Source organism: Kitasatospora sp. NPDC088391 (assembly GCF_044753345.1).
GTDB lineage: Bacteria > Actinomycetota > Actinomycetes > Streptomycetales > Streptomycetaceae > Kitasatospora.
Genome location: NZ_JBIVNB010000011.1, coordinates 81,537 through 99,246, shown reverse-complemented (window position 1 = coordinate 99,246; position 17,710 = coordinate 81,537). Strand labels below are relative to the sequence as shown.

Below are 17,710 nucleotides of genomic sequence, written 5' to 3'. Positions count from 1 at the left end.
ACCGCTCACGCCGCCTTTCGCGTCGTCGTCATGCCGGTGCGCGTTTCGCGCACCAGCGAGGCCACACCCTCGGCCCGCAGCTCGTCCAGGCTCACCGCGTCGCCGTTCAGGTGCGCCGCCAACTCCCTTGCCAGACCCAGTCGGACGGGACCGGACTCGCAGTCCAGCACCACCGCGGCCACCCCCTGCGCGGCCAGCAGCCCGGCCGCCCGGCGCGACCGGGCCAGCGCGTCCTTGCCGCCGGTGGCCCGGCCGTCGGTCACCACCACCAGCAGCGGACGCCGGTCCGGGTCGCGCAGCCGCTCCACCCGCAGCACCTCGTGCGCCCGCAGCAGGCCCGCCTCCAGCGGGGTCCGCCCGCCGGTCGGCAACTGCTCCAGCCGGGCCGCGCCCACCTCCACCGAGGAGGTCGGCGGCAGCGCCAGCTCGGCGCCCGCGCCCCGGAAGGTCACCATGCCGATCTTGTCGCGGCGCTGGTAGGCGTCCATCAGCAGCGACAGCACCGCGCCCTTGACCGCCGTCATCCGCTGCCGGGCCGCCATCGAGCCCGAGGCGTCCACCACGAACAGCACCAGGTTCGACTCCCGGCCCCGGCGCACCTGCTCCCGCAGGTCGTCCCGGGTCAGCACCAGCGCCCGCCCGTCCCGGCCGCGCGCCACCTGGTGCGGGGCCGCCGCGCGCAGCGTCGCGCTCAGGTGCAGCCGGGCCAGCCGGCCCTGCGGACGGCGCGCCCGGATGGTGTGTCCGGCGTCCGTCTCGGCGGGGGAGCGGCGGCCCTGCGCGCCCCGGCCCGTCCCGTCCACCTTGAACAGCCGTGTCCGGTAGGGCTTTTCGGACGCCACGGGGGCCGACTCCCGCCCGCCGCCCGGCCGTTGCTGCGGCGGCGCGGCCGGCGCGTCGGCCGGTGCGTCGGCGGGTGTGTCCGAATCCTCGGGCGCGGCCTGCCCGTTCGGGCCGGACGGGTCGGTCGGCTCCGGCGCGCCGCCGCCGTCCGGGCCACCGCCGCCGTCGCCCGGGCCGTCGCCCTCCGGCCCGCCCTCCGGGTCGTCCCCGTCCTCCGGGGCGTGCTCGGCCAGCGTCCGGTCCAGCTGCTCCTCGTCCAGGCCCGGCGCGTCGAACGGGTTGCGGCGGCGCCGGTGCGGCAGCGCCAGTCGGGCGGCCGTGCGGACGTCCTCCTCCAGCACCTCGATGCGCCCCGCCCAGGCGGCCAGCGCCACCGCGGTCCGGGCCATCACGATGTCCGCGCGCAGGCCGTCCACCTCGAACGCCGCGCAGACCGCGGTGATCTGCCGCAGTGCCAGGTCCGACAGCTCGACCTCCGGCAGCAACTCCCGGGCGGCGGTGATCCGTTCGGCCAGCTCCCGCTCCCGCCCGTCCCAGCGCGCCGCGAACCCGGCCGGGTCGGCGTCGTACGCCAGGCGGCGGCGCACCACCTCGGCGCGCTCGTCCGCGTCCCGGGTCGCCGCGATCTCCACTGTCAGGCCGAACCGGTCCAGCAGCTGCGGCCGCAGCTCGCCCTCCTCCGGGTTCATCGTCCCGACCAGCAGGAACCGGGCCGCGTGCCGCACCGACACGCCCTCGCGCTCCACGTACGAGCGCCCCATCGCCGCCGCGTCCAGCAGCAGGTCCACCAGGTGGTCCTGCAGCAGGTTCACCTCGTCGATGTACAGCACGCCGCGGTGCGCCTTCGCCAGCAGGCCCGGCTCGTACGCCTTCACGCCCTCGGCGAGCGCCCGCTCCAGGTCCAGCGAGCCGACCACCCGGTCCTCGGACACGCCGACCGGCAACTCCACCAGGAACGCCGGGCGTTCGTCCGCCGCCGCCCCCGCGTGCGGCCCGTCCGGGCACTGCCCGTCCGGCGCCGCCGGGTCGCAGGCGAACCGGCAGCCCGCCACCGCCGCGATCGACGGCAGCAGCCCGGCCAGCGCCCGCACCATCGTCGACTTCGCGGTCCCCTTCTCCCCGCGCACCAGCACCCCGCCCACGGCCGGCGAGACCGCGTTCAGCAGCAGCCCCAGCCGCAGGTCCTCCATGCCCACGATCGCCGTGAACGGATAACGGGCCTCGGTCACTTGCTACTCCCCATCTCCAGCGGGGCCGGGGCCCCGGGCGGCACGAACGGCAGGCCCGCCGGTGCCCCGTTCTCGATCAGCTTCCACAGCGCGTCCGTGTCGGCGTGCTCCGCGACCAGGTCGCCCAGTGCGTCCAGGCGCTGCTCGCGGGCCGCGGCGAACGAGGTGTCCAGGGCCGGGACGAAGGCCCGCCCCGCCGCCCGGGCCGCCTCGGCCAGGAACCGGCGGCGGAACGCGTCGTTCTCCAGCACGCCGTGCCAGGTGGTGCCCCACACCGGGCCGACCCGGCAGCCGTCCAGCGCCCGCCCGTCGGTGTCCGCGACGAACACCTCGCCGCCCTCGACCGCCACCACGCCGTGGTGGATCTCGTACCCGGCCACCGGCTCGCCCAGCGCGGTGCCCGTCGGCCGGGCCAGCACCTTCTCCGCGCCGAACACCACCCGGGTCGGCAGCAGCCCCAGGCCGTCCACCGCGCCCGCCCTCGACTCCACCTCGTCGACGATCTCCCGGCCCAGCATCTGGTAGCCGCCGCACACCCCCAGCACCGGCAGCCCCGCCGCGACCCGCGCCGCCAGCGGCTCCGCCAGGCCCTGCGCGCGCAGCCAGGCCAGGTCCGCGACGGTGGCCCTGGTGCCCGGCAGCACCACCAGGTCGGCGTCCGCCAGCTCCTCCGGCCGGGTCGCCCAGCGCACCAGCACGCCCGGCTCCTGCGCCAGCGCGTCCACGTCCGTGAAGTTCGACAGCCGGGGGAAGCGCACCACCGCGACCCGCAGCACTTCCGCCCCCACCGGCCCGCCCGCCGCCGGGCGCGCCGCCACCGAGGCCAGGTCGAGCGAGTCCTCCGCGTCCAGCCACAGGCCCTGCAGCATCGGGAACGTCCCCAGCACCGGACGCCCCGTCAGCTGCCGCAGCATCTCCAGGCCCGGCGCCAGCAGCCGGGCGTCGCCGCGGAACTTGTTGACGAACCACCCGGCGATCAGCGACTGGTCGTCCGGCGACAGCAGCGCCAGCGTCCCGAACATCGAGGCGAACACGCCGCCCCGGTCGATGTCGCCGACCACCACCACCGGCAGCCGGGCCGCCGACGCCAGGCCCATGTTGGCGATGTCCCGGTCCCGCAGGTTGATCTCCGCCGGGGAGCCCGCGCCCTCGCACACCACCACGTCGTACCGCGACCGCAGGTCCGCCAGGCACTCCAACGACCGCTCCAGCAGCACCGGTTTGCGCTCCCGGTAGTCCAGCGCCCCGACTTCGGCGACCGCCCGGCCCAGCAGCACCACCTGGCTGCGCCCGTCCGCGCCCGGCTTCAGCAGCACCGGGTTCATCGCCGCCTCCGGCTCCACCCCCGCCGCCTGCGCCTGCATCGCCTGCGCCCGCCCGATCTCGGCCCCGTCGGCCGTCACGAACGAGTTCAGCGACATGTTCTGCGCCTTGAACGGGGCCACCCGCACCCCCTGCCGCAGCAGCCAGCGGCAGATCCCCGCCGTCACCACACTCTTCCCGGCGTCCGAGGTCGTACCGGCCACCAGCAACGCGCCGCTCACAGCGGGACTCCTTCGGGGAGCAGGGGAAATTCGGGGAGCAGGGGAGGAAGAGGACGGGGGACGGACCGCGCGGCGGCCGCGCTCACCCGCGCCGCCGTCCGGCCAGGACCGCCCGCCCGGCGAGCGTCGCCGCCAGGGCGAGGACGCCGACCCGGCGGGAGAGCCGGCAGGCGCGTTCGATGTCGGGGACGGCCACCGGCGGGAGCTCCGCGCCCAGCACCGGCCGGTGCTCGACCCGCTCGCCGTAGCGCAGCGTCCCGCCCAGCCGCACGCCCAGCGCGCCCGCGAACGCCGACTCGGCCTGGCCCGCGTTCGGGCTCGGGTGCGCGGAGCCGTCCCGCCGCCAGACCCGCCACGCCCGGGCGGGGGAGTCCGCGGCGGCCACCGTCAGCAGCGCCGTCAGCCGGGCCCCCGGCCAGCCCGCGACGTCGTCCAGCCGGGCCGAGGCCCAGCCGAACCGGCGGTACCGGGCCGACCGGTGCCCCACCATCGCGTCCAGGGTGTTCACCGCGCGGAACGCCAGCAGGCCCGGCGCGCCCGCCAGCGCGCCCCACACCAGGGCGTTCACCACCGCGTCGGCGGTGTTCTCGGCCACCGACTCCACCACCGCCCGGGCGACCTGCTGCTCGTCCAGCCCGGACGGGTCGCGCCCGCACAGGTGCGGCAGCCGCTCCCGGGCGGCCGTCAGGTCCCCGTCCGCGAGCGAGCGCCCGATGGTGCGGGCCTCCCGGGTCAGGGACGTCCCGCCGAGGACGGTGAACACGGCCGCCGCCGTCAGCCCGGCGCTCGCCGCCGGCGAACGCCGCACCGCGCGCGCGGCCAGCGCCGCCCCGCCCGCGACCGCCCCCACCGCCAGCGCCGTGTACGCCGCCCCGGCCCCGCGGTCGTCGCGCCACATCCGGCGCTCCAACCGGGACGCCGCGGCGCCGAACAGCGCGACGGGATGCCCGCGCCGGGGATCGCCGAACCGGGCGTCCGCGAGATGACCCGCGATCGCGCCCACCAGGTACGGGGCAGCCCGCATGGCGTCGTGTCCTCACTCAGGGTCCGCGCCCTGGATCGACGGAACGGCGGCCAGAGTCTCCTGACTTCCCCTCACCCCGCATGGGGCGAACGGTCACAGTGGCGGGACCGCGCCGGACTCGCACCGGCTTCCTCTGCTTGCCTCCGTTTGGCCCGAAGATCCCACCACGCCCCCTTCCGACCAGTCAACCGACCCCACAGAGCGTTTGGTCACACACCACCCCCCAAGCCCCCAGCTCAGCCCGGGTGCCCCGACCACGCCCCGCCGCCGGCCCCGCCGCAGGCGTTCGGGTCACCCGCCGCGCCGTCCCGATTCGCCGTCCGGGGCCGGGGCGGGTGCACTGGAGGGGGACAGACCGTCAGCACCCGGGAGACCGCCATGCGTTGGGGAACCGCCGCCGTCGTCGCAGCCGCCGCCGCAGGAACCGGGGTGGCGGCCTTCCTGGCGCTCGGCCGGAGAGTGTCGGAGCAGGTGGTCAGGTCGGGCGGCGGCGCCGCGTTCGTGCCGCCGCCCGCCGTGGTGCGGGCCCTGGGGCCGGGCCGGGTGGTGCTGACCGCGACGCCGGACACGGTGCGGCGCGGCCAGTACGCGCTGGAGTGGGACGGGGACGGCCACGCCGTGGTCGGCGAGGTGCTGGAGGAGCGCGGCGGCCTGGTCACCCGGCGGCTGGAGCGGGCCGAGCAGGGAACCCTCGCCGTCGGCACCGAGGTCCGGGTCACGCCCCGGGTCCTGCGCGGCGACCCGCGCACCGCGCTCGGCCTCGACCACACCGAGATCGCGGTGGCCGGCGACCTGGGCAACCTCCCGGCCTGGCGCACCGCCGGTGTCCGCGGCACCTGGGTGGTGCTGGTCCACGGCCCCGGCGCCGACCGCGAGCAGGCCCTGCCGGTGCTGCCGCTGCTGCACGCGCTGCGGCTGCCCACCCTGACCGTCAGCTACCGCGGCGACCGGGACACCGCCCCCTCCGCGGACGGCCTCGGCCACTTCGGCGAGACCGAGTGGCACGACGTCGACGCCGCCGTCCGGTACGCGCTCGCCCAGGGCGCCGGCAAGGTCGTGCTGTACGGCTGGTCGGTCGGCGCGACCATCGCCCTGCACACCGCGGCCCGCTCCACCTGGCGGGAGCGGATCGCCGGGCTGGTGCTGGACTCCCCGGTGCTCGACTGGAACGGCACCGTCCGCCGGGAGACCACCCGGGCCTGGTCCTCCCCGGCCCTCGGCGAACTGGGCGCGCTGGCCGCGCAGGGCCGCACCGGCGTCGACCTGGCCGACTTCGCCCGGATCGCCTCCGGCGCCGACCTGTCCTCGCCCGCCCTGCTGCTGCACAGCCCCGACGACCCGGTCGCCCCGTGGGCGGCCGCCCGGCGCCTCGCCGAGGAGCGCGACGACCTGGTGAGCCTGCACCCGGTGCCACAGGCCGAGCACGCCGCCCTCCGGAACGCCGACCCGGCGGGGTACGACGAGGCGCTGCGCCGTTTCCTGACCCCGCTGCTCTGAGCACCCCGCTCCGGGACGGGCGGCGGGCGGCGGACGGCCCACGACGGACGACGGACGACGGACGACGGACGACGGATGGCGGAGACGCGGGAACCGGAATCCGGACTGCCGCGTCTCCGTCCCCGAGCGATCGGGCGGGGGCCGCCGCCGAATCCCGCCATGAACATGACGTAAAGTGGAATGATTTGCCCCGGTTCGTCCGGGATTGCTCCTACGCTGTTCGAACGGTTCGGCCGACGGGCCGAGACAGGCCGCCGGTCGATGTGACAGAAGGCCCGTACAAGGGGAAGACTGCACGGCGTGACGTCTCGGAACCCGCGCGACCGTGATGCCCCGCACCCGCCGCCCCACCGCACCGGTGCGACGGTGACCCGTCTGCCCGGTACGGCCGTCGGCCGTGCCGAGGCTCCCCCGCCCCCCGCTGCCCGCCGCCGGGTCCCCGCCAAGCCGGGACGCGGCCGCGTGCCCGTGCCGGACGGCTTCCCGGCACCCGCCGAGCTGGCCCCGGCCGCCCGCCGGATGCTCGCCGACGCCGTCCGGGTCGCCCGCTGGGCCGGCGAGCTGACCGAGGTCGACAAGCGCGGCGAACTCCTCCCCGAGGACGCCCGCGCCGCCGGCCGGGCCCTCGCGATGACCGTCGGGGCCGCCGCCAACGCCTGGGGCCAGGCCCTGCTGGTCGGCCTGGTCGAGCTCCGCGACGGCGGCGCCGGCCCCGGCTGGCGCCTGCACGCCTGGGAGCGCGACGACGAGGCCGTGGTCCGCGGCTGGTCCGCGCTGTTCGACGCCTGGACGCTGCTCGCCCCCGTCCCGCCCGCCGCGCTGCGCGGCGTCTTCGCCCAGCTGGCCGGCCAGGCCGTCGACCAGGCGCCCCAGCTGCTGTCCTTCCTGCACCTGGTGGACGGGCCGGTCGCCGACAGCGAACTGCTCGAACTGCTCCGCCGCGGCCTCGACGAGCGCCGGCTCGGCCCGAGCAGCGGAACGATTCCGCTCTCCCCGGTGCCGCACGCCGCCTCCGCGGTCTCCGCGGTCCGCGGCACCTGCCGCGAACCGCAGATCGACACCCCGCACTCGCCCGCCGACGTCGCCGCCGTCCTGGACTGGATGCTCGACGGCCTGGCCGCCGTCGGCGCGCTCGCCCGCCGGGACGAGGCCGCCGAGCTCTCGCCGCTCGGCCACTGGGCGGTCCGGGCCAAGCTGGAGGAGATCTGCACCGTCGCGCAGACCGCCGCCGGCCACATCGAGCAGAGCGCCGTCGAACTGCTCGGCGCCTGCGCCGACTACAGCCCCGGACCGGCCCGCGCCGAGTTCCGGGCCTGGGTCGCCGCCCGCCCCGCCGACCGCGCGGTGGCCGAACTCCTCGAAGCCGCCCGCGGCGAGGACGCCCTGGTCCGCGGCCTCGCCTTCGAGGCGCTCCGGGTGGTGGCCGGCTCCACCGCCGAGCAGGGCGTCCGAGCCGCCGTCGAGGAGGCCGTCCTGCGGCCCTACGCGCTGCTCTGGCTGGCCGAACAGCTGGACGAGGGGGGCGCGTCCCCGGCCGACGTGCTGGGGGCGGAGGACGCCGCCTGGCTCTGGGTCGACACCGCCGCCGCCGTCCTCGACCACGGCGAGACCAACCTGCTGGTCGGCCACGTCGAGGGCGCGTCCGCGGGCGAGCCCGTCCGCCTGTTCAACCGGGCCCGCCAGTCCGGCCACCCGCGCGCCGCCAGCGTGCTGACCGCCGTGGCCTCGGTCCACCCGGACCCGGCCGTCGCCCGCGCCGCCCGCCGCAGCGCCTTCTCCGTCCACACCGGCGGCGCGTAAGCCCCGTCACGGGCGCGGGGAACTGCGGGAGACGGAAGCGAGACGGAAGAACCGCACAGCAGGAAGCCGCCCGCCCGGAGAATCTCCGGGCGGGCGGCTTCCTGCTGTGCGGGTCCGGGGCTCAGCCCCGGTTCTCGGCGCGGCGGGCGCGGACCACGCCCACCTTCTCGCCGACCTTGCGGCGGATCACCAGCAGCGGCGCCATCGCGGCCAGCGCGATCTGGGCGACCGCGCCGACGTGCATCAGGGTGTCGCCGCCGGGCAGGCCCGCGGCCCAGGAGGCCAGGCAGCCGATGGAGACGACGATCCAGGCCAGGGTGGCGGTGGCCAGCAGGCCCTGCGGCTTCGGGTACTCGATCCGGCTGACCATCAGGTAGGCCACGCCGAAGATCATCAGCAGGCCCGGGACGAACGGCGGGTCGAGCAGCACGATGGCGATCACCGTCATCGCGCCCATCGGGCAGGGCATGCCCTGGAAGATCCCCGGCCGCATCTTCACGGCGGAGAAGCGGGCCAGCCGCAGCACCACCGCGAGCAGCACGGTCAGCGCGATCAGCGCGGACAGCCGCTGGTCGGAGCCGGGGGAGACGATGCCCCAGACCGCGACGAAGTAGGCCGGCGCGATGCCGAAGCTGATCAGGTCGGCGAGGTTGTCGAGCTCGGCGCCGAGCGCGGAGGAGCGCAGCTTGCGCGCCACCAGGCCGTCGAAGAGGTCGCACATCGCGCCGATCAGCAGCAGCGTCACCGCGGTGGCGGCGCTGTGCTTGACCGGGGCGCTGGACTCGCCGGTCAGGTGCGGCATCAGGATTCCGGTGGTGATCGAGTAGATCGCCAGGAAGCCGCAGACGGCGTTGCCGAGGGTCAGGAAGTCGGCGGTGGACAGGTGCTGGGGGGAGCGGGGGGCCCGCAGTTCGCGGTCCCGCGCCCAGCGGCGGCGGCGGAGGTCGGTCTCCTCCTCGTCGCCGAGGGAGACGAGGGTCTCAGGATCAGTCACGGTCAAGGCGAGTCACCCCGGCGGTGGTCTTCTGGCCGACCGTGACGCCGACCTCGACGCCCGCCGGCAGGTAGGTGTCGACGCGGGAGCCGAAGCGGATCAGGCCGACCCGCTCGCCCTGCTCGACCTTGGTGCCGGCGTCCATGTAGGGGACGATGCGGCGGGCCACAGCACCCGCGATCTGCACCATCTCGATGTCGCCGAGCTCGGTGTCGAAGTGCCACACGACACGCTCGTTGCGGTCGCTGTCCTTGTTGAACGCCGGGACGTACCCACCGGCGATGTGCTCCACGGACGTCACCGTGCCGGCCAGCGGCGCGCGGTTGACGTGGACGTTGAGCGGGCTCATGAACACGGCGACGCGAGTCCGGCCGTCCGGCCACTCGTCGATGGACTGGACCACGCCGTCGGCGGGGGAGATGACCCGGCCGGGGCCGATCTCACGCTCGGGGTCGCGGAAGAACCACAGCATGCCCGCGCTGAGCGCGCAGGCCGGTACGGCAGCCAAGGCCCACTTGCCGGAACGCCGGGTGAGGGCGGTCGTCACGGCGGCGGTGGCCAGCGTGGGCACGAACCACGGGGTGGCGCCGCGCGCGATCGTGACGCGAGGACGCCTCCCTTCGGGTCCGGGACCCTGGGCGGAGGTGAGAGGGGACGGGCTGATGGGCATCGAAGACCTTTTGGTCGCGGGCCCCGCGCGGGGACACTGAATGGCCCCTGGACGGGGGCCACCGCGGGGATCGAGTTGTCTGGGACGGCTGCTGTCCCGGTGGATGCTATCGGGACCTGCCGGTATCTGGGCAAGCCGCCTGCTAGTCGAACTACGCCTGCCTGCCGAGTCGTACACCTGCTATGTGTACGACCGTAACCGGAGGGGGGTCGGTTCCCCAAGGACTCCCGGGTCACGGGTGATTCACGTCTCAGCGACACGCCAGTCACGGCGGGTGCACGGAGGCGACCGACCGGCGCGCGTCCGGGGAAACGCGCTGGTCGGCCGCCTCGTGCGCCGCGTCCGCCGAGGGTCGGCCGACCAAGCCGGGGACGGGCGCGGCGGGGCGGCCGGACACGGGACCGCACGCCCGCGGTCCGGCCTGGGGAGGGAACGTCCTGAGGGCCTCAGTCGGCGAGCTTGTACTCCTCCAGCAGCCGGCGGCCCACGATCATCTTCTGAATCTCCGCCGTACCTTCACCGATCAGCAGCATCGGGGCCTCCCGGTACAGCCGCTCGATCTCGTACTCCTTGGAGAAGCCGTAGCCGCCGTGGATCCGGAAGGAGTCCTCGACGACCTCCTTGCAGTACTCGGAGGCCAGGTACTTGGCCATGCCGGCCTCCAGGTCGTTGCGCTGCCCGCTGTCCTTCTTGCGGGCGGCCATCACCATCATCTGGTGCGCGGCCTCGACCTTGGTGGCCATCTCGGCCAGCTTGAACTGGATCGCCTGGTGCTCGGAGATCTTCTTGCCGAAGGTGACCCGCTGCTGGGCGTAGGCGATGCCCAGCTCGAAGGCGCGGCGGGCGACGCCGCAGCCGCGGGCGGCGACGTTGACCCGGCCGACCTCGACGCCGTCCATCATCTGGTAGAAGCCCTTGCCGGGGACGCCGCCGAGGATCCGGTCCGCCGGGACGCGGACGTCCTGCAGCACCAGCTCGGTGGTGTCGACGCCCTTGTAGCCCATCTTCTCGATCTTGCCGGGCACGGTGAGGCCGGGAACGGTCTCGTTCGGCCCGAAGCCCGGGGTCTTCTCGATCAGGAAGGTGGTCATGTTCTTGTACGGGGTGCTGCCGCCCTCGTCGGTCTTGCAGAGCACCGCGACGACGCTGGAGGTGCCGCCGTTGGTCAGCCACATCTTCTGGCCGTTCAGGACGTAGAACTCCCCGTCCTTGACGCCCTTGGTGGAGATCGCCGACACATCGGAGCCGAGGCCCGGCTCGGACATCGAGAAGGCGCCGCGCAGCTCGCCGGCCGCCATCTTCGGCAGGAAGTAGTCCTTCTGCTCCTGGGTGCCGTGCGCGTTGATCATGTGCGCCACGATGAAGTGGGTGTTGACGATGCCGGAGACCGACATCCAGCCGCGGGCGATCTCCTCCACCACCAGGGCGTAGGTGAGCAGCGACTCGCCGAGGCCGCCGAACTCCTCGGGGATGGTCAGGCCGAACAGGCCGAGCTGCTTCATGCCCTCGACGATGGCGGTCGGGTACTCGTCCCGGTGCTCCAGCTCGGTGGCGACCGGGATGATCTCCTTGTCGACGAACTCCCGCACGGTGGCGAGGATGTCCCGCTGGATCTCGGTGAGGCCGTCGGTCTGTGCGAGGCGTCCCATCGTGCGGCTCCGTAACTGGGGGAGAAGAAGGGGTGAGGGTTGGGGGGCTCCGCGGCGCGTGGCTGCCGCGGAGCCCCCGGGAACCGGGTAGGGGCTGGGCCGATGACGGCGGCCCGCCCGTCCGGGGTCTGGGGGAGGGGTCAGGCCAGCGGCTCGGGGCGGCCGGGCTGGTCGCCGCCGCGCTCCTTCAGGTACTGCTCGGTCGGCACCATCACCTTGCGGCGGAAGACGCAGACCACGGTGCCGTCCTGCTTGTAGCCCTTGGTCTCGACGTACACGATGCCGCGGTCCGGCTTCGAGGTCATGTTCTTGTCGAGGACCGTGGTCTCGCCGTAGAGGGTGTCGCCGTGGAAGGTCGGCGCGATGTGGCGCAGCGACTCGATCTCCAGGTTGGCGAGCGCCTTGCCGGAGACGTCCTCGACGCTCATGCCCAGCAGCAGCGAGTAGACGTAGTTGCCGACCACGACGTTCCGGCCCTGCACGGTGGTGGTCGCGTAGTTGGCGTCCAGGTGCAACGGGTGGTGGTTCATGGTGAGCAGGCAGAACAGGTGGTCGTCGTACTCGGTGACGGTCTTCCCGGGCCAGTGCTTGTAGACCGCGCCGACCTCGAACTCCTCGTAGGTGCGTCCGAACTGCATCGCGTCACGCCCCCGGGATCTCGAACTTGGTGGTGCGCTCCAGGCCGGCGGCCCGGCCCTTGCCCGCGATGACCAGGGCCATCTTGCGGCTGGCCTCGTCGATCATCTCGTCGCCGAGCATCGCCGAGCCCTTGGCGCCGCCGGCCTCCGAGGTGCACCAGTCGTAGGCGTCCAGGATCAGCTCGGCGTGGTCGTAGTCCTCCTGCGAGGGCGAGTAGATCTCGTTCGCCGCGCCGACCTGGTCCGGGTGCAGCACCCACTTGCCGTCGAAGCCGAGGGCGGCGGAGCGGCGGGCCACCTCGCGGTAGCCCTCCTGGTTGCGGATCTGCAGGTAGGGGCCGTCGATGGCCTGCAGGTCGTTGGCGCGGGCGGCCATCAGGATGCGCATCAGGATGTAGTGGTAGGCGTCGGCGCCGTAGCCGGGCGGCTGCTCGCCGACCACCAGGGACTTCATGTTGATGGAGGCCATGAAGTCGGCCGGGCCGAAGATGATGGTCTCCAGCCGGGGCGAGGCGGCGGCGATCGCGTCGACGTTGATCAGGCCCTTGGCGTTCTCGATCTGCGCCTCGATGCCGATCTTGCCGACCTCCAGGCCGACGGTCTTCTCGATCTGGGTGAGCAGCAGGTCGAGCGCGATCACCTGCTGGGCGTCCTGGACCTTGGGCAGCATGATGCAGTCCAGGTTCTGGCCGGCGCCCTCGACGACGGTGATGACGTCGCGGTAGGTCCAGTGGGTGGTCCAGTCGTTGACCCGGACCACCCGGGTCTTGCCGCCCCAGTCGCCGTTGTTGAGGGCGTCCACGATGTGGTGGCGGGCGCTCTCCTTGACCAGCGGGGCGCAGGCGTCCTCCAGGTCGAGGAAGACCTGGTCGGCGGGCAGGCCCTGGGCCTTCTCCAGGAAGCGCGGGTTGCTGCCGGGCACGGCCAGGCAGGAACGGCGCGGACGGAGGCGGTTCACGGTCATGAGGTGGGGTGTTCCTTCCGGGGTCAGCTGGTCGCGGCGGTGGTCGCGGCCCACGGCTGGAGCCTGTTGGCCAGCCGGATCTCGTCCACGATCCGGCCGATGATGGTCGTGATGCCGAAGTCCTTGGGGGTGAACACGGCGGCGACTCCGCCGGCCCTGAGCACCTCGGCGTCCGCGGCGGGGATGATGCCTCCGACGATCACTGGCACATCCTCCACCCCCGCCCGGCGCAGACGCTGTATGACGTCGGGCACAAGTTCCGGGTGCGCCCCGGAGAGGATGGACAGGCCGACGCAGTGCACGTCCTCGGCGACGGCCGCGGAGACGATCTGCTCGGGCGTCAGCCGGATGCCCTGGTAGACCACCTCGAAGCCGGCGTCGCGGGCCCGGACGGCGATCTGCTCGGCCCCGTTGGAGTGCCCGTCCAGGCCGGGCTTGCCGACCAGCAGGCGGAGCTTGCCGGCGCCGAGTTCGGCGGCGGTGGCGGCGACGGCCTCCCGGACGGCGGCGAGTTCGCCGCCCGGCTCGGCCGCGACCGCGACCGGGGCGCCGCCCACGCCGGTGGGGGCCCGGTACTCGCCGAACACCTCGCGCAGCGCGAACGACCACTCGCCGGTGGTGGCGCCGGCCCGGGCGCAGGCCAGGGTGGCCTCCATCAGGTTCTGCTCGGTGGCGGCCACCTCCTTCAGGCGGGTCAGCGCGACCTGCACGGCGGCCTCGTCCCGGGCGGAGCGCCAGGACTCCAGGTGGGCCAGCACCGAGCGCTCGGAGGCCGGGTCGACCACCATGATGGCGGCGTCCAGGTCCGCGGTGAGCGGGTTCTCCTCGGTGGTGTCGAAGCAGTTGACGCCGATGATCCGGTCCTCGCCGGCCTCGATCCGGGCCCGCCGCTCGGCGTGCGAGGCGACCAGGTTGGACTTCAGGTAGCCGGACTCGACGGCCGGGATCACCCCGCCCATCCCGAGCACCTTGGCGATCTCCGCCTCGGCGCCGGCCAGCAGCTCCGCCGTCTTGGCCTCGACCACGTGCGAGCCGTTGAACAGGTCGCCGTACTCCAGCAGGTCCGACTCGTACGCCAGCACCTGCTGGATGCGCAGCGACCACTGCTGGTCCCAGGGCCGGGGCAGGCCCAACGCCTCGTTCCAGGCCGGGAGTTGGACGGCCCGCGCGCGGGCGTCCTTGGACAGCGTGACGGCCAGCATCTCCAGCACGATGCGCTGGACGTTGTTCTCCGGCTGGGCCTCGGTCAGGCCGAGCGAGTTGACCTGCACGCCGTAGCGGAACCGACGCTGCTTGGCGTCCTCGATGCCGTAGCGCTCCCGGGTGACCTTCTCCCACAGCCGGTTGAAGGCCCGCATCTTGCACATCTCCTCGACGAAGCGGACGCCCGCGTTGACGAAGAAGGAGATCCGGCCGACCACCTCGCCCATCCGCTCCGCCGGGACCTGCCCGGAGTCGCGGACGGCGTCGAGGACGGCGATCGCGGTGCACATCGAGTAGGCGATCTCCTGGACGGGCGTCGCCCCGGCCTCCTGCAGGTGGTAGCTGCAGATGTTGATCGGGTTCCACTTCGGGATGTGCGCGACGGTGTAGGCGATCATGTCGGTGATCAGCCGCACCGAGGGGCCGGGCGGGAAGACGTGCGTCCCGCGCGACAGGTACTCCTTGACGATGTCGTTCTGGGTGGTGCCGGTGAGCTTCGCGATGTCCGCGCCCTGCTCCTCGGCGACCACCTGGTACAGCGCCAGTAGCCACATGGCGGTGGCGTTGATGGTCATCGAGGTGTTGGTGCGCTCCAGCGGGATGCCGTCGAACAGGGTCCGCATGTCGCCCAGGTGCCCGACCGGCACGCCGACCCGGCCGACCTCGCCGCGGGCGAGGACGTGGTCGGAGTCGTAGCCGGTCTGGGTCGGCAGGTCGAACGCCACCGACAGGCCGGTCTGGCCCTTCGCCAGGTTCCGCCGGTAGAGCGCGTTGGAGTCGCTCGCGGTGGAGTGCCCGGCGTAGGTGCGCATCAGCCAGGGGCGGTCGCGTTCCTGAGCGCCCATCAGATGTCCCGGAAGGCGTTGATCTTGGTGAGGTGCTGCTCGCGCAGCTCGTGGTCGCGCACGCCCAGGCCCTCCTGCGGGGCGAGGCAGAGCACGCCGACCTTGCCCTGGTGCTTGTTGTGGTGCACGTCCAGGGCGGCCTGGCCGGTCTCCTCCAGCGAGTAGACCTTCGACAGGGTCGGGTGGATCTTGCCCTTGGCGACCAGCCGGTTGGCCTCGAACGCCTCGCGGTAGTTGGCGAAGTGCGAGCCGACGATGCGCTTCAGCGACATCCACAGGTAGCGGTTGTCGTACTGGTGCATGTAGCCCGAGGTGGAGGCGCAGGTGACGATGGTGCCGCCCTTGCGGGTGACGTAGACGGACGCGCCGAAGGTCTCCCGGCCCGGGTGCTCGAAGACGATGTCCACGTCCTCGCCGCCGGTGAACTCGCGGATCTTCGCGCCCAGGCGCTTCCACTCGCGCGGGTCCTGGTTGTTCTCGTCCTTCCAGAACCTGTAGCCCTCGGCGGAGCGGTCGATGATCGCCTCGGCGCCCATCGCCCGGCAGATGTCCGCCTTCTGCGGGCTGGAGACCACGCAGATCGGGGTGGCGCCGCCGGCCAGCGCGTACTGGGTGGCGTACGAGCCGAGGCCGCCGCTGGCGCCCCAGATCAGCACGTTGTCGCCCTGCTTCATGCCGGCGCCGTTGCGGGAGACCAGCTGCCGGTAGGCGGTGGAGTTGACCAGGCCCGGGGAGGCGGCCTCCTCCCAGGTCAGGTGCTTGGGCTTGGGCAGCAGCTGGTTGGTCTTCACCAGGGCGATCTGGGCCAGGCCGCCGAAGTTGGTCTCGAAGCCCCAGATCCGCTGCTCCGGGTCCATCATCGTGTCGTTGTGGCCGTCCGGGGACTCCAGCTCGACCGACAGGCAGTGCGCGACGACCTCGTCGCCGGGCTTCCAGGCGTTGACCCCGGCGCCGGTGCGCAGCACCACGCCCGCCAGGTCGGAGCCGAGCACGTGGTACGGCAGGTCGTGACGGTTCGTCAGCGGCGACAGGCGCCCGTAGCGCTCCAGGAAGCCGAAGGTGGAGACCGGCTCGAAGATCGAGCTCCACACGGTGTTGTAGTTGACCGAGCTGGCCATCACGGCCACCAGGGCCTCGCCCGGGCCGAGTTCGGGCAGCGGCACGTCGTCCAGGTGGAGCGACTTGCGCGGGTCCTTGTCGCGGCTGGCGAGGCCCGCGAACATCTGCTCCTCGTCCTTGTGGAGCGTCACGGCCCGGTAGGACTCGGGCAGCGCGAGGGCGGCGTAGTCCGCGGACGTGGCGTCACCGCTGAGGATCGCGTCGAGAATTTCCTGCATGGCTGCCTCCGAAGGCGTACCTGTGCGAGGGACACAGGGCGTCTGGGGGAGCCGGGAGCGGACACCGGCTTCGCTGAGGGTCTGGTGGGGTGCTGCGGTGCGACGGAAGGGTGGGTCGTCGCGTCGGGTTACTGCTGGTCTCGTCCCCTCGGTAGGGGACGCCGGAAGGCGGCGCGCCGAGGTGGGGAGCCGCGGCGCCGCAGCCGGTGGGAACAAGGTAGTGGCACCCTGTGCCACTCGTAAAGACACGCGGTGCCAAGTCGTGGCGTGAGCCAGGACACGCGGTGCCGGCCACCACCGGGAACGCCCGAAGGCCCGTTCCCGAAACCGGGAACGGGCCTTCGATTCTGCTTGTCACCTGCGGAAACTTCCTGGATTACCCGGGGTTTGCGCCCGCCAGGGCCGTGCGGATGGCATCCACCACCACCTCCAGCGGTGCGTCCGTCCGGGCGACTGTGATCAGCACCTCACCCCCCGGACTGGCACTCAGTGCGCTCACGGCCCGCGGGTCCGTCGAGTGCGCTCCGTCACCATTGGCACCGGGTGCCAGCGTGGTGCCGCGGCGGCGCGCCCCGCTCGGCGGGGTCGGCCAGAACGTCCCCCGGATCAGTTCGAAGGAGTGGTCGAGCTGTGCCTCCACGTCCCCGTGGCCGCCCGCCCGCAGCCAGCGCCGCAGCACGTGGTTGTGCGCCGCGACCACCGCCGCCGCCGACACCTCGGCCAGCATCGAGTCGTCGTCCCCGCCGCGCAGCCAGCCCGGCGGGGTCTGCTCGGCCGCGTCGAACCGGCCCAGCAGGTAGCGGGTGAACAGCCGCTCGTACCGGGACACCACCGCGATCTCCCGCTCGCGCAGCGCCGGCACCTGCCGGATCAGCTGGTAGCGGGCCACCGACATCTCCGGTGTGGAGGCGTACATCCGCAGCACCTCCTTGATGCCGCGGCACACCACGTCCAGCGGGTGCTCCTCGGCGTCGGCACTGGCCAGCAGGTCCGCCACCCGCACCAGGGTGTCGTCGTGGTCCGGGAAGATCGCCTCCTCCTTCGACCGGAAGTACCGGAAGAAGGTGCGCCGGGCGACCCCGGCCGCGGCGGCGATCTGATCGACCGTCGTCTCCTCGTACCCCTGGGTGGCGAACAGCTCCATCGCCGCCGCCGTGAGGTCCTGGCGCATCTGCAGCCGCTGCGCGGCGGCCCGGCGGCCGCCCGCCCCGGACTCCGCCCCCGGGCGCGAGGTGTCCGGCCCGGCGGCCGGCGGCTGCTGCTGGGGCGGAGAGGTCTGGCGATCCATGCCCGGAACGCTACACGCCCCCGGCCCGGCGCCCGCCGGCCCGGCCCGCCGCACCGGCGCCGCGGGCGGCACCACGGTCGGCCGCGGCCACCGCGAGGACACCGTCCCCGTCCCCCAGGGCGGTCGCGCCGCCGCCGGACCGCCCCCGGCGCCGGGGGACGGACCACCCCCCGGCGCGGGGACCG

13 protein-coding genes and 1 riboswitch are annotated in these 17,710 nt (G+C 73.8%); of the genes, 2 read left to right on the top strand and 11 right to left on the bottom strand.

Annotated features, from left to right (window positions below):
- Positions 1 to 5 precede the first annotated feature (5 nt).
- The 3 genes from ACIQBJ_RS28225 to ACIQBJ_RS28215 form a co-directional block, all read right to left on the bottom strand.
- The gene (locus ACIQBJ_RS28225; protein ID WP_400716324.1) at positions 6 to 2,033 is read right to left on the bottom strand and encodes a putative cobaltochelatase; all 2,028 of its coding nucleotides are present in this window, start codon (positions 2,031 to 2,033) and stop codon (positions 6 to 8) included.
- 35 nt (positions 2,034 to 2,068) lie between these two features.
- Positions 2,069 to 3,616 (bottom strand): cobyric acid synthase, encoded by a 1,548-nt coding sequence (locus ACIQBJ_RS28220; RefSeq protein ID WP_400716021.1) that lies wholly within the window; start codon positions 3,614 to 3,616, stop codon positions 2,069 to 2,071.
- 82 nt (positions 3,617 to 3,698) lie between these two features.
- On the bottom strand, positions 3,699 to 4,640 hold the full coding sequence (locus tag ACIQBJ_RS28215; protein ID WP_400716019.1) for a cobalamin biosynthesis protein: 942 nt from the start codon (positions 4,638 to 4,640) through the stop codon (positions 3,699 to 3,701).
- Positions 4,641 to 4,693: 53 nt separating this feature from the next.
- A riboswitch (cobalamin riboswitch) is annotated at positions 4,694 to 4,775 on the bottom strand.
- A gap of 243 nt (positions 4,776 to 5,018) precedes the next feature.
- Between ACIQBJ_RS28215 and ACIQBJ_RS28210 the strand changes: the two genes are divergently transcribed.
- Both ACIQBJ_RS28210 and ACIQBJ_RS28205 read left to right on the top strand, forming a co-directional pair.
- Positions 5,019 to 6,137 carry an alpha/beta hydrolase family protein gene (locus tag ACIQBJ_RS28210; protein ID WP_400716017.1) on the top strand — a complete coding sequence of 373 codons (1,119 nt, stop codon included), beginning with the start codon at positions 5,019 to 5,021 and terminating at the stop codon, positions 6,135 to 6,137.
- 462 nt (positions 6,138 to 6,599) lie between these two features.
- Positions 6,600 to 7,937 carry a hypothetical protein gene (locus ACIQBJ_RS28205; RefSeq protein ID WP_400716015.1) on the top strand — a complete coding sequence of 446 codons (1,338 nt, stop codon included), beginning with the start codon at positions 6,600 to 6,602 and terminating at the stop codon, positions 7,935 to 7,937.
- 121 nt (positions 7,938 to 8,058) lie between these two features.
- Here the strand turns inward: ACIQBJ_RS28205 and ACIQBJ_RS28200 are convergent, their stop codons facing one another.
- The 8 genes from ACIQBJ_RS28200 to ACIQBJ_RS28165 form a co-directional block, all read right to left on the bottom strand.
- On the bottom strand, positions 8,059 to 8,937 hold the full coding sequence (locus ACIQBJ_RS28200) for a CDP-alcohol phosphatidyltransferase family protein (RefSeq protein ID WP_400716013.1): 879 nt from the start codon (positions 8,935 to 8,937) through the stop codon (positions 8,059 to 8,061).
- Positions 8,924 to 9,601: a phosphatidylserine decarboxylase gene (locus ACIQBJ_RS28195; protein ID WP_400716011.1), complete on the bottom strand. Its 678-nt coding sequence runs from the start codon at positions 9,599 to 9,601 to the stop codon at positions 8,924 to 8,926. Before ACIQBJ_RS28195 ends, ACIQBJ_RS28200 begins: the two co-directional genes overlap by 14 nt.
- Before the next feature lie 446 nt (positions 9,602 to 10,047).
- The gene (locus ACIQBJ_RS28190; RefSeq protein ID WP_400716009.1) at positions 10,048 to 11,250 is read right to left on the bottom strand and encodes an acyl-CoA dehydrogenase family protein; all 1,203 of its coding nucleotides are present in this window, start codon (positions 11,248 to 11,250) and stop codon (positions 10,048 to 10,050) included.
- A gap of 140 nt (positions 11,251 to 11,390) precedes the next feature.
- The gene (locus ACIQBJ_RS28185; RefSeq protein ID WP_400716007.1) at positions 11,391 to 11,888 is read right to left on the bottom strand and encodes a MaoC family dehydratase; all 498 of its coding nucleotides are present in this window, start codon (positions 11,886 to 11,888) and stop codon (positions 11,391 to 11,393) included.
- A gap of 4 nt (positions 11,889 to 11,892) precedes the next feature.
- The gene (locus ACIQBJ_RS28180; RefSeq protein ID WP_400716005.1) at positions 11,893 to 12,852 is read right to left on the bottom strand and encodes an HpcH/HpaI aldolase/citrate lyase family protein; all 960 of its coding nucleotides are present in this window, start codon (positions 12,850 to 12,852) and stop codon (positions 11,893 to 11,895) included.
- Positions 12,853 to 12,875: 23 nt separating this feature from the next.
- Positions 12,876 to 14,900 carry a protein meaA gene (locus ACIQBJ_RS28175; protein WP_400716003.1) on the bottom strand — a complete coding sequence of 675 codons (2,025 nt, stop codon included), beginning with the start codon at positions 14,898 to 14,900 and terminating at the stop codon, positions 12,876 to 12,878.
- Positions 14,900 to 16,237, bottom strand: coding sequence for a crotonyl-CoA carboxylase/reductase (gene ccrA / locus ACIQBJ_RS28170; RefSeq protein ID WP_400716001.1), 1,338 nt, complete (start codon positions 16,235 to 16,237; stop codon positions 14,900 to 14,902). Before ccrA ends, ACIQBJ_RS28175 begins: the two co-directional genes overlap by 1 nt.
- Positions 16,238 to 16,613: 376 nt before the next feature.
- Positions 16,614 to 17,525, bottom strand: coding sequence for a TetR family transcriptional regulator (locus ACIQBJ_RS28165; protein WP_400715999.1), 912 nt, complete (start codon positions 17,523 to 17,525; stop codon positions 16,614 to 16,616).
- Between the last annotated feature and the right edge of the window lie 185 nt (positions 17,526 to 17,710).

Bases quoted from the DNA above. Each gene is read 5' to 3' on its own strand.
- ACIQBJ_RS28225 (WP_400716324.1), bottom strand. From the start codon at position 2,033: ATGGAGGACCTGCGGCTGGGGCTGCTGCTGAACGCGGTCTCGCCGGCC.
- ACIQBJ_RS28215 (WP_400716019.1), bottom strand. From the start codon at position 4,640: ATGCGGGCTGCCCCGTACCTGGTGGGCGCGATCGCGGGTCATCTCGCG.
- ACIQBJ_RS28210 (WP_400716017.1), top strand. From the start codon at position 5,019: ATGCGTTGGGGAACCGCCGCCGTCGTCGCAGCCGCCGCCGCAGGAACC.
- ACIQBJ_RS28195 (WP_400716011.1), bottom strand. From the start codon at position 9,601: ATGCCCATCAGCCCGTCCCCTCTCACCTCCGCCCAGGGTCCCGGACCC.
- ACIQBJ_RS28190 (WP_400716009.1), bottom strand. From the start codon at position 11,250: ATGGGACGCCTCGCACAGACCGACGGCCTCACCGAGATCCAGCGGGAC.
- ACIQBJ_RS28185 (WP_400716007.1), bottom strand. From the start codon at position 11,888: ATGCAGTTCGGACGCACCTACGAGGAGTTCGAGGTCGGCGCGGTCTAC.
- ACIQBJ_RS28180 (WP_400716005.1), bottom strand. From the start codon at position 12,852: ATGACCGTGAACCGCCTCCGTCCGCGCCGTTCCTGCCTGGCCGTGCCC.
- ACIQBJ_RS28175 (WP_400716003.1), bottom strand. From the start codon at position 14,900: ATGGGCGCTCAGGAACGCGACCGCCCCTGGCTGATGCGCACCTACGCC.
- ccrA (WP_400716001.1), bottom strand. From the start codon at position 16,237: ATGCAGGAAATTCTCGACGCGATCCTCAGCGGTGACGCCACGTCCGCG.
- ACIQBJ_RS28165 (WP_400715999.1), bottom strand. From the start codon at position 17,525: ATGGATCGCCAGACCTCTCCGCCCCAGCAGCAGCCGCCGGCCGCCGGG.